General features: G+C 52.1%; 22 protein-coding genes. All 22 read right to left on the reverse strand.

The genetic code is table 11. From position 1 onward, the window contains the following. Positions 1-20: 20 nt before the first annotated feature. Positions 21-875: a DNA adenine methylase gene (locus tag ACEWFR_RS13250; protein WP_374061490.1), complete on the reverse strand. Its 855-nt coding sequence runs from the start codon at positions 873-875 to the stop codon at positions 21-23. Positions 876-930: 55 nt separating this feature from the next. After that, entirely contained in the window at positions 931-1329 is a 399-nt protein-coding gene (locus ACEWFR_RS13255; RefSeq protein ID WP_374061491.1) for a hypothetical protein, read from the reverse strand. A 77-nt stretch (positions 1330-1406) separates the two neighbouring features. Continuing rightward, positions 1407-4043, reverse strand: coding sequence for a DUF1156 domain-containing protein (locus tag ACEWFR_RS13260; protein WP_374061492.1), 2637 nt, complete (start codon positions 4041-4043; stop codon positions 1407-1409). 12 nt (positions 4044-4055) lie between these two features. After that, positions 4056-4946, reverse strand: coding sequence for an alkaline phosphatase (locus ACEWFR_RS13265; protein ID WP_374061493.1), 891 nt, complete (start codon positions 4944-4946; stop codon positions 4056-4058). Next, positions 4930-7434 carry a DUF499 domain-containing protein gene (locus ACEWFR_RS13270; RefSeq protein ID WP_374061494.1) on the reverse strand — a complete coding sequence of 835 codons (2505 nt, stop codon included), beginning with the start codon at positions 7432-7434 and terminating at the stop codon, positions 4930-4932. The genes ACEWFR_RS13265 and ACEWFR_RS13270 overlap by 17 nt, the downstream gene beginning before the upstream one ends. Before the next feature lie 95 nt (positions 7435-7529). Beyond that, positions 7530-8450, reverse strand: coding sequence for a DUF6884 domain-containing protein (locus ACEWFR_RS13275; RefSeq protein WP_374061495.1), 921 nt, complete (start codon positions 8448-8450; stop codon positions 7530-7532). A gap of 164 nt (positions 8451-8614) precedes the next feature. After that, entirely contained in the window at positions 8615-8827 is a 213-nt protein-coding gene (locus ACEWFR_RS13280) for a hypothetical protein (RefSeq protein ID WP_374061496.1), read from the reverse strand. After that, entirely contained in the window at positions 8828-8998 is a 171-nt protein-coding gene (locus tag ACEWFR_RS13285; protein WP_374061497.1) for a hypothetical protein, read from the reverse strand. Continuing rightward, a complete protein-coding gene (locus ACEWFR_RS13290; RefSeq protein WP_374061498.1) occupies positions 8991-9194 on the reverse strand; it encodes a hypothetical protein in 204 nt (67 codons plus the stop codon). The genes ACEWFR_RS13285 and ACEWFR_RS13290 overlap by 8 nt, the downstream gene beginning before the upstream one ends. Positions 9195-9436: 242 nt before the next feature. Beyond that, on the reverse strand, positions 9437-9916 hold the full coding sequence (locus ACEWFR_RS13295; protein ID WP_374061499.1) for a hypothetical protein: 480 nt from the start codon (positions 9914-9916) through the stop codon (positions 9437-9439). Beyond that, entirely contained in the window at positions 9910-10176 is a 267-nt protein-coding gene (locus tag ACEWFR_RS13300) for a hypothetical protein (RefSeq protein ID WP_374061500.1), read from the reverse strand. The genes ACEWFR_RS13295 and ACEWFR_RS13300 overlap by 7 nt, the downstream gene beginning before the upstream one ends. After that, entirely contained in the window at positions 10173-10832 is a 660-nt protein-coding gene (locus ACEWFR_RS13305; RefSeq protein WP_374061501.1) for an N-6 DNA methylase, read from the reverse strand. The genes ACEWFR_RS13300 and ACEWFR_RS13305 overlap by 4 nt, the downstream gene beginning before the upstream one ends. Positions 10833-10990: 158 nt before the next feature. After that, positions 10991-11188 (reverse strand): hypothetical protein, encoded by a 198-nt coding sequence (locus ACEWFR_RS13310; protein ID WP_374061502.1) that lies wholly within the window; start codon positions 11186-11188, stop codon positions 10991-10993. Positions 11189-11238: 50 nt separating this feature from the next. Further along, entirely contained in the window at positions 11239-11598 is a 360-nt protein-coding gene (locus ACEWFR_RS13315) for a hypothetical protein (RefSeq protein ID WP_374061503.1), read from the reverse strand. Continuing rightward, positions 11599-11874 (reverse strand): hypothetical protein, encoded by a 276-nt coding sequence (locus tag ACEWFR_RS13320; RefSeq protein WP_374061504.1) that lies wholly within the window; start codon positions 11872-11874, stop codon positions 11599-11601. A gap of 73 nt (positions 11875-11947) precedes the next feature. Beyond that, a complete protein-coding gene (locus tag ACEWFR_RS13325) occupies positions 11948-12235 on the reverse strand; it encodes a hypothetical protein (RefSeq protein WP_374061505.1) in 288 nt (95 codons plus the stop codon). 364 nt (positions 12236-12599) lie between these two features. Beyond that, positions 12600-12971 (reverse strand): hypothetical protein, encoded by a 372-nt coding sequence (locus tag ACEWFR_RS13330; RefSeq protein ID WP_374061506.1) that lies wholly within the window; start codon positions 12969-12971, stop codon positions 12600-12602. Continuing rightward, the gene (locus ACEWFR_RS13335; protein WP_374061507.1) at positions 12968-13519 is read right to left on the reverse strand and encodes a hypothetical protein; all 552 of its coding nucleotides are present in this window, start codon (positions 13517-13519) and stop codon (positions 12968-12970) included. The genes ACEWFR_RS13330 and ACEWFR_RS13335 overlap by 4 nt, the downstream gene beginning before the upstream one ends. After that, positions 13519-14010 carry a hypothetical protein gene (locus ACEWFR_RS13340; RefSeq protein WP_374061508.1) on the reverse strand — a complete coding sequence of 164 codons (492 nt, stop codon included), beginning with the start codon at positions 14008-14010 and terminating at the stop codon, positions 13519-13521. Before ACEWFR_RS13340 ends, ACEWFR_RS13335 begins: the two co-directional genes overlap by 1 nt. Then, the gene (locus ACEWFR_RS13345) at positions 14010-14249 is read right to left on the reverse strand and encodes a hypothetical protein (protein ID WP_374061509.1); all 240 of its coding nucleotides are present in this window, start codon (positions 14247-14249) and stop codon (positions 14010-14012) included. The genes ACEWFR_RS13340 and ACEWFR_RS13345 overlap by 1 nt, the downstream gene beginning before the upstream one ends. Then, on the reverse strand, positions 14246-14455 hold the full coding sequence (locus tag ACEWFR_RS13350) for a hypothetical protein (protein ID WP_374061510.1): 210 nt from the start codon (positions 14453-14455) through the stop codon (positions 14246-14248). Before ACEWFR_RS13350 ends, ACEWFR_RS13345 begins: the two co-directional genes overlap by 4 nt. After that, complete coding sequence (locus tag ACEWFR_RS13355; protein ID WP_374061511.1) at positions 14452-14700, reverse strand: hypothetical protein; 249 nt, start codon at positions 14698-14700, stop codon at positions 14452-14454. The genes ACEWFR_RS13350 and ACEWFR_RS13355 overlap by 4 nt, the downstream gene beginning before the upstream one ends. Between the last annotated feature and the right edge of the window lie 197 nt (positions 14701-14897).

Consider the following 14897-nt stretch of genomic DNA (forward strand, 5'->3'; position numbering starts at 1 on the left):
CAGCTAAAGAAGAGTAGGGGTTATTCCTCGGTTCCAAGTCCCTCTAGGGTTGTTTGCTCAGTATCGTCAAACTCGAAGTTGCCTGCCTCGTCCATGTCGTAGTTGAGGATGAGCCGTTCGGTTACCTCGGTAGACCGGGTGTCGTTATCGTGTTGCTTGTTCATGAACTGGGACCGGCCTTTCTCGACGACAGTGTAATCTTGTAGGCCTTCAGGGATCCTCTGGTACGATACTGCCCATTTGCCCTCCGTCTTGCTTAGAGTATCCACGAATCGTTCGTGGTCGAAATCACCGTCGTGACGGTACAGAGCGTCTCCCTCGTCGACGTAGGGGGGGTCGCAGTAGAAGAATGTGTCTTCACTATCGTAGCGGTCGATCAGATCTGCATAGTCAAGATTCTCGATTTGGACGTTTTTGAACCGGTCTGCGAACTCGTGGAGCTTCTCCGTGGCGTTTCTCAGCTTACGTGCCTTGTTCCGTTGGTGGGCTGAGGCGAATCCTGATGCTGTCCTGTACTTTGCAGCGTACTGTGAGTATCTGAGGTAGAAGAACCGCCCTGCCCGCTCAATGGGGTCATCTGGTCTTTCGCCGGAATAGAAGTCCTCTTTCCATTCTTGATGCTGCTCCCGTGCATATGGAGTTTTATTGAGCCAGTCGACCAGTTCGTCTTCTCTCTCGCGCAGAACCTTGAAAAACTGGACCAAATCCCCGTCCAGGTCATTGTAGACCTCGGTATGGCTCTCAGGCTTATTTACTAAGACAGCACCGCTACCGCCAAAGACCTCGACATAGCACTTGTGCTCCGGGAAGTGCTCGATGATCCAGGGAGCTAGATAGGATTTCCCTCCCGGAAATGGAAATACAGACTTTGTCACGACCGGAGCGTAGACGATGATTCACTATAATACTTCCTTCATCTCTATCCCAGGGCTACGAGGTGACGTTGAGATTGCTCGAATACCATCCCGGCCCTACCTGCTCAAGGCTTCCACGGAAAATCGTATTCAACCCTATTCTTTCGTCGCCGTCAGGTAGTACGGGCTCATCCCAGTACTCCACGTTGTCAACTACGAACTGCACCCGTGGATTATTCGCCAGTAGAAAGTTCACGCGCTCAGACAGAATGTCGTGGATGAACTCGCTGATCTCTTCAGGATCTGCCGCACCTCGAAGATAGCTGTCGAGACCGAATACCGCGATATCGTAAGGGAGATCGCCCATATCGTCGACACGGCGGAGAAACTCGACTACACTCATCTCTTCATCAAACTCATCACCGTCGTCTAAGGCCTCCTCACCGACGACGTGATAGCCGATATCGAAGTTCATCAGGTTCTAGCAGCCTGTAATCTGCCAAATGGTATAAAAGTAATCTCAAATCCCGGTTCCAGCGGGGTGATCCAGAGTTAGCTGAAGTCCTCGATCTCCAGCTGGGTGTCAGATTGTTCCTTCACGTACTCCGCGATGTCATCGTAGTCGTCATCTCCTTCGATTTCCGAGAGCCTGCGGAGCGCGTTGATCGCTCCTTCATCAGTCCACTTCCCGAACTCCTTAGATAACTGGTCGGTCTCGAAGAGGTAGTACAGGTAGTGGGCCTTGTCAATCGACAGTGGATCGTTCTTGTTCTCAAGGCGGTCAGCCCGTTCAAGCGGATCTAGGATGACCAAGTCGTCTCCTTGCTGTTCCACCAAGTCTTCGTGAACCAGTTCAGCCACGTCGACACCTCTCTGCCGAAGATCCTTGTTGAGGGCGTTGAACGACAACTCCTCACCTCGACCCAGTACGTGGGTTAGATAGACCGCGCTGAGAGGGTCCATCTCCTCACTTAGGATCTGGAATCGTTCCTCAAGCAGTTGTTCGTCGACGATCTCTTTGATGGCGTCGACAGCCTCAACCACATCCATCTGTTCTCCGTCACGGGTGACATTCGGGTAGTGTTTCGAGAAGATCTCTAAGCACTTCCCCATCGCAACCACGAAGATATCTCCTCCACTAAGACGGCGACCTGCTTGTTCTAAGCGTTCAATCTCATCTTCTGCCCGGAAGTAGATATCATCCTCAAGAGACTTCCAAGAGACCTCCTCGGGATCCTCTTGGCGTTTCCTGCAGACGATGATGGTGTCATAGTCGACAGTTGCTCTTCCATGCCGGGTTCCTCCACGAGTCTCACTGTTGACAGGGTAGAGAGCGCTGATGTAGAAGTCAGCATCAAGGACAGATTGGAGCGTTGAACCCCAGGCCTCAGTCTCCTTATGGTGGAAGGTGAAGGCCATAATGCCGTCATCAGCCAGTTTTCGACGGGATTCGTTGAAGACGTTCGTCAGGGTCTCAATGTAGTGCTCCTCGGTTCTCTGGTCCTCAACATCTTTCGCCGGGTCGACAACGGCCTCGCTCTTCTTCGGAGTCCGCTCCCCTTGGAAGTGCTCATAGGTGTCGCCGAGAACCTCGTGCAGCCAGACGTAGTAGAAGTCTGAGAGCTCCGCATACATCTCGTTGTCATAGTACGGAGGATCTGTGATGATCGCATCCACGGATTTGTCTTCGATAGGCAGGTACTCAGAAGTCCCACAGCGTAGGAAGGCATTCCCCTCTTCTCCGAGGTCAGAGGCATCGTCCACAAGGACGCCCTCAACCGGGGTCTGCATCTGCTTATCCTGAGAGTTTCCATCCTCGTCGATGTATTTCTCGACCGGACTCTGACACCACTCCTTCGCGGCCTTCGTCTTATCGAACATCCCTTTGAAGGTGCCACGACCGTAGTCACTACCCCAGATATTCCCTTCAACAGGTGTGTGCCGGGCGATAATGGTGTTGTAGTTGTAAATGGGTTCAAGCTTGTTCGCCACCCGGTTGTACATGCAGAACATGTTGTTCGACTCCAGCATGGCGGAGAACGTGGTGAGCAGGAACTCCTTCACGTTCTGATCCTCGATGTCGTCGATCTCATTGAGGAGTCGGCCCAGCAGCAACAGCTGCCGATCGTTGAACATCTCGTGATACTTGTGATAGCCGTGGTTCCAGGCACGGTCACTGCTGCCCTGATACCGGTCCTGCTCTGGGATAGGGAGCTCGTCCCATTCTTCCTCCAACTCCTTGCTAGCGCTCTCGTAGAGCTCTAAATCGTGATCTGTAGGGTCTTTGTATCCTTTATCGTCACAGGAATCGCAGTAGTACTCCACCGCATACATCTGGGAGTCAGGCTTCCCGAAGCGTTTCGTGGCGTCGATAATCTTACTTCGGACACCGCAATCAGGACAGGTATAATTCTGACCTGAAGCGGTTCCCTCCTTGGGCATGAACTTGTTCCCGCAGCTGTCGTCCACGCATGTTGTCTCCGTAGTGTGGTCGTCTGTCTGCTGGACAGTCCAACAGTCCGGGCAGAGAACGTTCTTGTAGCTGTCGTTGGAGGAACGAGAATTAGCGAAGTAGTAGCCCTTGAACAAGGGGACGTCGTGGCCGCAGTTCAGGCACTCAATCTCCTTCACCCAGAAATAGTACATCGCATCCGCCATGTTATCGCAGTCAGGGCACGGTGTCTGGTAGTACTCGAGAATTTCCTCCCCGACAGATTCGTAGATCTCGTCGTAGGCCTCCTGCAGATCGTCGATATCGACTTGTTCAATCTCCTTCTTCACCGTGAACCAGGCGACAGGATTCAGATCACTGCCGATGACGTTGCAGCCCATTCGCAGGGATTCAACGATCGTGGTTCCGCCGCCCATGAATGGGTCGAGAACAGTTTTATCGCCGAAGTCGACGTCTTCCAGGTAGTAGTCCCACAACGCCTCTGGATTATCCCAGTCGACATCTGGCAGCTCCTCGAAGCTTTCCTGACCGTTCTCCTTGATATGGATCTCATCCTCCGCAAGAGAATATAGGAGCATGGTGCGGAAGACCGAGCCTAGCCGCCTGGCCCAGTACTTGTGCATCGTGTACACAGGCCTGTAGTACCGTTTAGCGTGGCCCTCCTTCGACGCAATTTCGTTTACTTCCTCGATCGGGAACGAGATCTCGATAGGTCGACGACTATTATCCTTACTCATGGTTTGCTTTGGTTAGAGGCTGACGTTGATTCGGGGAGTAACGCATTCAGAGACGCTGAGACCACCGTGCTGGAAGTTGGAGTACTTTCCTCCTGCGGGCCAAGTGTAGCGTCCGAGAGGCATGTAGTATCCATCTGCCTCCACGACAAGGCCTTCTTCTACGAGGTCGTCGGCGTTGACCTCTCCAACACTTTCGAACCTGCCGCTGAATGTGTCCTGAAGACGGGTCTTCTGCCGATCTGAAATCTGGAAGGTGTGGCCGGAGTCCAGCCTGGCGTACCCGTGGTCCGAGGTGATCACCAAGGAGTCTGTATCCAATTGATCGATGATGTTGCGGAGTGCTGTTTCTGACTTCTCGTACATTTCCTCGATAGAGGACAGCTTTGTCCGTCCTTCTTGAATATTCTCGAGAAGGGCGTCAGGGTACCGGCTCCAGATGATTTGCTCGTCACCGTCCAGGGATGGTTCTTGGCTCTGCACGCTCGCCGTTTTGTACTCCTTCTTTAGATCGGAGTACCCCACTCGGTCCCGGAAAGGCATAGTCTCCGAAGGAACTGTAGAATACGAGTAACCGACCGACAGCTCACTGGCTTCGTCCTCCAACAACTGTACGAAGAGTGAGGCCTCTCGGACGCTCATCGAGTCCATCATAATCAGTGCTCCATCCTCGGGAACGTTCATGGAGGCCTGGTTTACACACCTGTCTGCCAGTACTTCTGTATAGAACTCGCTGTAGACATCGAGAAGCAGGCGTTCATACTCCACCATTTGCGGCTCCCGACTATAGTGCGAGGCGATATCATCTCCGGCTGGAGCCCAGATGTTCCAGACTGCCTCCCAGACCGGATCAACTGGGTCCTCGGCTTCTACTAAGCTGGTGAGGACCTCAGTCTTGAACTTCACTTTCGATCACCACCTGAGCGTTGATATGGGTCGCACTTGGCAGTTCTTCCAGGAACTCGATCAGCTCCTCCTTCGACAGATCGTCTAAATCGTAGGAGAGATCGATATGTGTTGCAGTGTCCGCGTCTCCGTTGACTCGGGACTCCGCTACGCTTCGGAGAACTCGGGCGCTGTTACCCTCCAACTGGACCGTCTTGGTCTCGGTTGGTTTACTAACCGTTTCTCCTTCCTCTCCAGTCCCTGACTCTGTGCGACCGACAGTCGTCATGGTTCCATCGCCTGCACCGATACTGCTTCCAGTCGTAGTTCCTCCTGACCCAGTAGTTCCTGTGTCCGGTTCGGGATCTGGCTCCGTCTCAGTGTAAACCGACTCATCAAGATTGTCTGGGTGATGGATGGTCAGCTCATCATTGAGATCCGGTAATGGATCGCCCTTCTGAGTCGCGTAGAACTTCGCTCGGTCGCTTTCCAAGATAATCTTCCCATCTCGGTAGAGCTGGCCGAGAGCAGAGTAAAACGCACTGTCCTCCAGGATCACCGGCATCCGGCGGAACTGCCGGAAATCATTGAGCATCGAACCTACGTTAACCCCGTTCTCTGCATCCTGGACCTCCTCGACGATCTTCTCCCCGATGTAGGTCTTATCACGGCCGACCTTGCTCTTCACATCCTCGACGTCGGGACTGACCGATTTCTTCCTCATCCGTAGACCTCCACCGGAATCAGTCCACTTGACCCAGCTACCGTAGTTGTCCTCAAGCTCGTTCCGGAGCTCACGGCGTTCGTCCCGGATTATCTTCTCCAGTTCACCCTGGTCGTCGTCGACCTTCCCTCTCAGGTTCTCAGCACCAAGCACACGAGCTGCCTTGCTGATCAGGTCATCATCCTGGCGGATCTTCTGGCTAGGAGTGACGAAGAGTACCGTGTTCTGGTAGGTCCGGCCCTCGAAGAAACTGTCCAGCTTTTTCTCCAAGGCCCCGTTCGACAAGTAATCCAGCATCACGACGACCGAGATATCCCGTGAATCCGAGACATCGTCCTCCGGATAGACCACTACATCTCCGTTCCAAACATCGTCCCGGACAACCTCAGCCAGTTTCTCCTCGATAGCGTCTCTTTCTCCCTCTAACACTCGTTCCTGTTCACGGGTTACGAGAGCGGTGAGCTTGGGATCCTCGGTGATGTAGTAATTGTCTTTCTGGCCGTCTCGATCCAGGTAGTGAGCTGTACCATACAGGTTCTGCAGGGACATATCCAGCTTCGACACCGAGTTCTTCCCCGGTTTGTACGTCCCCACCAAGCACTCAGTGACAGAGGCCATCTGAGACCGCTCGTCAAGAGTGTATAGAAGGATCGTTTTGAGCAACTCCTGACCATAATCGATACTCTCGACAGAATCCAAGTCGGAGACGTATCGATTGAACAGTGTCTGATTGATCCCACGGAACGCAGCTACTTCGATATCGCTGGTAATGATGAGATCCGTTTCCTCGTAGAGCCTACGCACAGTGTCAGCGAGAACGTTCATCGCACCCCGGACGTTCTGCCGTTCCTTCCCGCCCTCGTACAAGTTGTCGAGCAGGTCAAGCAGTTCAGGATGGAATGGGTAGGTCTCTACCATCCTGTTCTCGTACCGTTTCTCCTCCTCGATCTCGATAGGGTAGGAGTAGTTCTCGACATAGTTCTGGACGACATCCCTGACCCTGCTTTCATCCAGGTCGTCCTGTCGAGTTTCGAAGAGGCGGTGGAGGATAATCCTCTCTCGGTCTCCTGTGGCGTTCAGGTCAACAGCGTAGGGATTCGTCCGGTTGAGGATCCGCTTGAAGTCATCGCTCTTATCGAGGAGCGTTATGAACACGAACAGATCTTCCTCAGGGTCGTTCGCTACTTCCAGCAGGTTCTGGATGAAGAACTCGTTGCGTTCCACCAGTTCCTCGTCTTCTGAGTCGCTGAAAGACTCCCACCATGTTTCGATCTCGTCGAAAAAGATAGCGACCGGCTCATCGGAGCAGAGCTCTTCGATGTGTTCGGTTGTAACGTACCGCTTGACGTCATCGGAGATATCTTCCCTACCAAGGTCTTCGAAAATCGGTTCCCAGATGTGATCTGCATCCGTCTCGCTGGTAGAGAGAATAGTTGCATCCGAGGACTCGGGCAGATCCAGAGGGATATCCCAGTCCTCCAGCCATTCCTGGCCGACATCGGGGCTATTGAACAGGTGGTAGAGGGTGAGTAGGCCGTGTGACTTACCAGCGCCGTAAGGACCTGTAAGTGTGATTCCTCCCTGGCTGTCCCTGCCTCGTAGTTTGTTGTCGACGTGGTCGAACGCGGTTTCCAAGGCGTTCGACGGGTATGTCATAGAAAGCAGACGAGAAGGATTGTTTTCAAGTCGGTCCTCGGAGCCGCCTACTTTGTGAGCTTGTAGGACTCCCTGAAATCGTCCTTTTTGGACTTCCTCACGGGGAGTCAGAAGCTCGGAGATTGACATGCTCTTATATTCTAACCGTGGCCTACTTGATGCTTTTCCAAATAGTGGAGCTAGACCATTACACAAAGAATCTGTCAGGACTGCTTTTCATATTATCAGAAGCTGCTGAGAGTGCTCTGTCCAGTGTCCCAGAGTTCGTAGGGCATCAAGGGTTCGTCCTCTTCGACTACCTCGTCAAGGTACTGCTGCTGTTTCCCGATGCCTGAAGTCTGACTGAACGGGTAGCGAATGTCTGGTGGGCTTTCGTTCAGCAATCCGCGGAGAGATCTACCTGAGTGGTCCTCGGCGTCAAGGTATTTCTTCCCGACAAGTACGTAGACCTCGTCGCCCTCGGTCCAGTCCAGTTTCTCGTCTAGGTTTTTCTCGACGACGTCCAGCCACTCATCCGTGTAGACATCTTCAACTGTGGCGTCGTAGTTCCAGATTGAGGTTTCGCTGTGGATCACGCCGAACTTCGCGGATACTACGTACATCTCGTCTCCGAACTCCTCCGCGAAATTCTGCTTCTTGTCGAAATACGATGAGGTGTAGAGCTCCCCGGCAGGGTGCATACCTGGTTCGTCGGTCTTCTTGCTGCCGCAGCCTACCAGGACATACCGGTTTTCCTGGTCGAAGAAGTCTGAGAAACTGCCTTGGTCTTCGAGGCCGGCGTCGTCGATGCAGGGACGGCATACGGTCAGGTCTTCTACTCCGGAGAGTGAGAACTGTAGGCTGTCACAGTAGTCGCAGATCAGTTCCTCGACGTCCCCGGTTTTTCTAATGGGATCTCGGTCGACTACCCTGACCTTTTCATCGTATTTTTGTTGGTCGACTTCCCGGGCGATGAAATCCTCCCTCTTGTCATGTTCCTTATCGATCAGCTCGAAAAAGTAGTCATTGAACTGGAAGACGTCAGGATGCTCAGAACTCAAGCTGTAGGCTTGGTCCAGGAAGTCGTCGACCTGCTCCCCGATATTCCTCTCCCACTGATCTGCTGCGTTGCTACGCCACTGCTGTTCTAACTCCAGCCTTGCCACTGCTCATCTCTCACCTCCGAGTTTTCGGTACATCTCTACTAAGAACAGCAGATAACCGAATACTATGGAGAAAATACCTAACACAGGATTGCCTCTTACGATTGCGTAGATCCCGACCAGCTTCCACAGAAACAGATACTCTATGTGGAAGATGGAATCCGGACTCAGTTGGTATCACCGTCTGACTCGCTTCCTGGAAGATCAACGCCTTTCGCCTTCTCCTTCTTCTGGGCTAAGCGGACCATAGAAATATCGTTGATCTCTCCGCACTTGCTGCAGACACATTTGACCCAGTCGACGTGAGGCCTCTCAACAGCGTTGATATACAGGTTCTTACCGCAGTTCTGGCAGTCCGGAGAATAATCCTCTCTTCTCACTCAGTTGTTCACCTGCTCTGCATTTCCACGGTTTTCCAAGATCTCGGCATTATCCTTCGGAACCTCGGCCTCATCTCCTTCCTCGAAGGGACCATAGACTTCCAAGTCTGTCCCCCTGAACTCTGGGACGCTTGACGTGATCCGGACTTTCCGGTACTCTGTCTCAGCCATAGATATCGACCTCGTCAGGACCAGATTCGTTGTACTGGACTACGGCCCCTGCAGTATACGTGTAGTTCCCCTGGGTCTGTGAGCACTCAAACTTGTAGTAGTCGCCGTAAGTATCGTTGACTGTGCTCTCGCACGGTACTCCGTAGAAGTCTTCCACGGCCTGCTTCGACTCAGAATAGTTGAAATCCTCCGGCATCCGGTCCTCAGGCCCTGGCTGTAACATAAACCATGATGCGGAAATGATCAAGAGAGCTTCAAAAACTAAAAAGCAGTAAAGCCAGCCGTCATCTCTGAACCAGTCTACGACATCTTCAAATCGTTCTCCGATAACGAGATCACCGTCGTCTATGGGGATTTTTCGTAGTCGCCTTTTTATAACATGTACCCGAGCAGTATTTGTCTCTGTGGTCTGGAACCGAGTTTCTGCATTTGTTTCTCTTACACTGCATCCTGTTCACCTCTTACCCAAGCTTTCCAGGACTTCAGAGTTTTATAATTCTCAATCAGCTCGTCGCGTGTAGGCGACCACTCGAACCAGATCGGTCGAAAGCCTCTACTGATGTACAGTGCCGGGATCAGCAGCATAGCTCCAACATTCCAAAGACTGCCGACCAACGGAGCAACCAAGAGAATCAGGTTACCGACCGTGATCGCCGGGATAAACAAGAGAGTACCCTCCGCAACAACAGGCGTCCACCTGTAAGCCAGGTAGCCTGTAGCCACCATCACACCTACAGTAATCCAGGAAACAGAGACGTGACCAAACTGAGGACCAAGCTGGCCGATCATCGTAAACCCGACTTCTGCCCTCCATCCGTACTTCTCTGCTACGAGGAAGGTGCTGTGGATATCCGCCAGCTTCCAGACAAAGAGATAAGCCAAGTACCGAGTCTTAGACTTTACAAACCAGCCTAACACTGAGATGTGTCACCTCGCTGGATCTGTGTTTCGTAGCTGTAGATCAAGACTGCAGCTGTAAGCATAGTTAGGACGAGATGGGTCCAGAACCACTCTCCAGCGGTCATGTACCAGTCGAACGGTATCCAGCCAAGCATCTCACCGCTGCCTCCCATAACTAGGGCGTTGTAGCAGGTCTCCATCCAAGCAACGTTCAGGCCTAAGAAAAAGATCAGAACCGACCTGACGCCGGCGACACGACTCCTCAAATCCACGTTCACTGCCTATCACCGTTCTCTGTAAAGTCGGAGAGCGTGGTTTCTCGGACCTCGTCGAAATCAATATCCGGTGTATCAACCTGGCTCTGACCTCGATCTCTCGCTTCCTGCTTCTCCTGTTGTTCGTCGACATCACCCTCTGTCTCAGAAACTTCCTGCTCGTAGGGGTTCGTCCACTGATCTTCATCTAATTCTTGAACTGATCCGCCGAGGGCACTGCCTTTCGTGGCCCAAACCGTGTGGTAGTCCTGAGTCAGGGAATCACCGTGGACCACGTACCCATCCATGTTGAAGAACGTAAAGTTGAGAGCAGCCATCTTCGCACAAGTACTGTCCTTGTCGACAGCGTAGAACTCCGCCTCAACCTCGTCCGATAGCTGCTTGGCTGCTGATATCGGGAGGCGTCCACTGCCCGCCGCCGGATCCATGATACTATATGGTTCCTCTCTGTCCGGGTCGGGATCTTCGTCGATAACCATCTCCGCATTCATGTTGGAAAGATTGTGAGGTGTGAAATGCTGGCCGAAGTGATCGCTACTGTTGCCGAGCTCCTCGTAGACGACACCGAGGATGTCGTGATTGGCCTCTCTACTGGCGTTCATCAGTTCTCCAAAGGCCTCACTGTACAGCTCAGCCTCTTCCTCACCATACGAGTCCATTACGTCAAGATAGGATTCGTCGTCTCTCTGCAGTGCGTACAGCGACAGATCGAGAAAGTCATCGAAGACCTGGTGCCTGCTGTACCCGCCGACGAACTGGATCTGCTCCAGCTTGTCGACGACAGACTGTGCTGCATCCTTATATTCAGCACCCGATGCTATTGCTGATTCTCACCTCCGTCAGAATACTCTGTGAAGAACATCCATCCATTCCCGATTTCGGCTACCTTTTCCACTTCATCATGCTCGGCTAGATCCCCGAAGAGATCCTGCCATTCCTCGACTCTGCTCTCTGATTCGTTTCCATCGTAACTCGGAGTAAGAGAGATGAAATAGCCGAAATTTTTTTCTTCCACAGTCAGTATGAAGTCAAAGTCTTTGCTTCGGATTTCCTCAATGACGGTCTCTACAATCGAGTATCACCCTTTTCGGATTCTACTTCCTCAAATTCTCCTGGTATTTCGTCATTGTAGCCCATAGCCTGCTTTATGTCTATCATTGCAGTCATGTAGCCCTTCATCCAGTGCTTCATCTTGGATTTTGACACGTTATCAGGAGCTTCAACTTTCTTGTCCCAGAGTTCTATAACCTTCTCTGCTACCCTGCTTTTTGGTACAAGCTCGTGTGCCATATCGTGTTCTCTCCATGACTCAGCAAAGCTGCTGTCAGGTCCTGCGACACTTGCGTAGTCATCGAGTGCCGTATCCCAATGGCCTACCAATGTCGTATCAATCTCCTGTACGGTAAAGTCACTCCAGTCGCTCATCTAAAGCTCCTCACCTCTGCTGGTCCAGTCTTCCAGGTTTTCCGGGCCGTAGTCCGCGATCTCATCCAAGAAGTCCTGGAGGTCGTCAACGTCGTCATAGGCTGAGACAGTGATGGACTCTACCTTCTCGTTGTCCTCGTTGAATACTGCGTACTCTGTGTGTTCTGGATGCGTCCAGTCCACCTTCTCCAACGTGAGATCTCTGTACTCCAGAGACTCGCCGTTCGCCATCATCAAGGCGTTCTCATACAGCTCGTCAAGAGAGTCGAGCTCCACTACCGGGATTCACCTGCAAAACTGCTACTGAGATTTTGAATACCGTCGTAGAAATTCCGTAGTCCGTGTTCTATCATTCGTATCCTCCTTTCTTCTCCTGTTTCTGCATTTCGAGATCCATTATATCGTATTTCTCCTGTCCAAGATCCTCATCCAGGACTTCTCCATCAACCTCTAAGTAGTACTCGGGGTGTCCCTTGGGGTCGATCTCGCTGTCCAGCGCTACCTCTGTCCCGTACTCTTCGTGCTCCATCGACAAGGATTGGAAACGGCCATTTGACCAGGGAGAGACCGGAGAATAGTATTCCTCCTCAAGAACATCCCACCCCGACTTCTCCTTGACATCTTCCAGCGTCGTCACTACCGAGATTCACCTCGGTCATCCTCTATCGGAATGTGACGGTATCCTTCAGAGCCATTACAGGCCACTTCATCCAATTCTGTTGTTTCTCCGAACGCTGCACCAACAGGATCTGTGTAGGCGTAGCTGTAATTCGGTCCAAAGGATCTCTCGCATAGCTCTTGAACTACTCTGGGGTAGTTATCGAGGGTCATGTTCCAAGTTTCACCCTGATACTTGTCCAGCTTGTCCTCCCGTTCCTCAAGGGATTGAATGCCTTGTATTGCAGCGATTCCAAAAATGCAGGTCACAATCATTCCGAAGATTGCAGTGATTAGTGCGATTTTGCCGATTGTCGCATATGTCTGTTGTTCTAATAGAGTAATCAGATATCACCCTCTCCGTCGAGCATTTCTGAGACGGGTTCCATGTCGTAGTCTTCCCGGGCACGGTCCACGGTTTCCAAACTGGTGGAAGGCCCTGCACCGAGGAAAACCGCTTTCTTAGCCTCGAACACGTCGTAGTCATCTTCAATCCCGTAGTCCTCAAGCACGTCTTCGATCAATTCCTCCTGTGTATCTGCGTCGAGGAAGTGTTCAAGGTAGATCGGTGGGCCTTCTTCCGGCTGATCTGCCTCTTCGACCATGTCTTCCAAGGAGTCCAGTTCCACGCCGGGAACCGCCTCACTGTAGAGGCCGGTCATAATATCCGTGTAAGCCTGTTCCCAGGTCTCTCCATAGCGGTCCTCGAGACTCACTGGGAGACACCTCGCTGCAGGAAGTCGATCACCAATTTCAGGAAGAACTCTGACTGCCCGGTAGCGATGAGGTATACTGCTACTGCAGTTGCCACCGCAAAGATCCTCCAAGGCCTAAGAGGCCAGTAGAAGAGGATATCTTGGATAGTCCTGAGATCGTTGAAATACCAGTCGATCAATGCGAACGTCAGGAATGCCAACGTGAGACCTCTGAACGGCAGAGATGGCGTGACAACGACAAAGGCAATGAGTCCGAGGAACATCGCTCCCAACACGTAATTCCCGTACCAGAACAGGAAGTCGGACAGCTTCTTCCCGAAGACCACTGACTTCTCGTACAAGATCTCGAGTTTCTCTCTGACTCTGTCACCGTACCTCTCAGCCATTTGCTCGAAAAGACCGTGTTGTCGAGCTACCGCCGCCATCGCAAGGATCATCACCAGGGCAAATCCGTAGGCGCTACCTGCATCGCCTGTGATTACTGTCGCTGCCCAAGCTCCCATGCCTGCTGCTGCAAGTTTGTCATCGAGATCATCATCCTCGGCCACTACTGGCTCTCACCTCCTACAGAGATTTCTTCGAAGCCGAGGCCTCGAACCTGATACGGAGTATCCTCGATCTCTACGATGTCGCCCACGCTCATTGAGCGGATGCCGTGAACGTACTCCGGCTCCCCAAACTCTTCCTCAGGACTGTAGCCGTGATTCTGGACGGCGTGAGTTAGTGCTTCGTCGCTGCCTTCGATGTAGCTGTCACAACCTTCGCAGTACCGGGCATTCAGGAACTCGTCCCACTCCGTGAATCCGGTGCCTTGGAATCCTTTGTAGATCTCTTCCAGATCGTCTTCTGAGAAGTCTCCCTGCAGTACGGCTACTTCATCGTACAGTTCGTCGAACTCGTTCTGTGTGAAGGCCTGAGGCGGTTGCTCGTCTTCCTCAAGCTGACCGGTGACATGGTACTTGTGAAAAAGTTCGGAGGCAGGGCCGTGCCCTTCGTCTTCCAGATGCCAACCCAAGTAATGAATCGACGCATCCTCCACTACTCATTCTCACCTCCTGTGTTGTCAGATCCTATCTCTATCATTTCATCACCAGGAAAATCATTCCTCCACATTATTATGGCTAATACTACGACAGCGGCGAAACCTGCAGCGATTAACCCTGAAACTATTGACCGTGAACGGACAGCTGCGTGGGAGAATACGCCGATTACTATACCGTAGAGAAGCGAGGCCACCATCGATTCCGTAGCGTAGGTCCGCTCATCCACCTTTCTCACTGCTGGTTCTCAACCTCCTTTGCTTTGTACGTGTAGAGAATTTCCAGTGGATCCGGAAGATTGTCGTCCTCAGCGATGTGGTTCCAGAGCTGTTCCTGTCGATAGGATTCTCTGAGGCTCAGGTAGGCAAAGTACAGACCAATTGCTGCGAGACAAAGAAGCAGAATTGCTGCTCCTACTGGATCTGTTTGTGCTGCCGCCGTCATTCAGAATCACCGTCCTCCGCATCTTCTATGGCCTGACTGATATTGGAGAAATCATCCCTAAACAGATGCCAAATTCCAACCACACCTATCAGGTAGAGTATAGCCAAAAAGAAAGCAACTTCCGTGCCAGTAAAAATCCCGATCGCGAACGAGACTGCAGAGGCACCGAGGAGAGTACATAAAAGGGCAACGTAGTTCCTGAATCTCTGCAGTTGGTTCTTTTCGACAACCGTGTAGTCGCTCACTGCTGGTTGTCACCTTCTGCTTCAAGGAAATCAACCAAGGCCTCTGCTTTCTGCTGGCCTTCTCCCGTGATTTTATAATTTCTTTTCCGGCCTTCTTTCTTGCTCTCAACCAGACCTGATTCTTCAAATCTCTGTAGAAGTCTTACTGCGTGTGAATATGCTGTATCTACTTCTTTTGATACCTCTCTTGCGTATTT

This window comes from Natrinema sp. H-ect4, assembly GCF_041894845.1.
Taxonomy (GTDB): domain Archaea; phylum Halobacteriota; class Halobacteria; order Halobacteriales; family Natrialbaceae; genus Natrinema.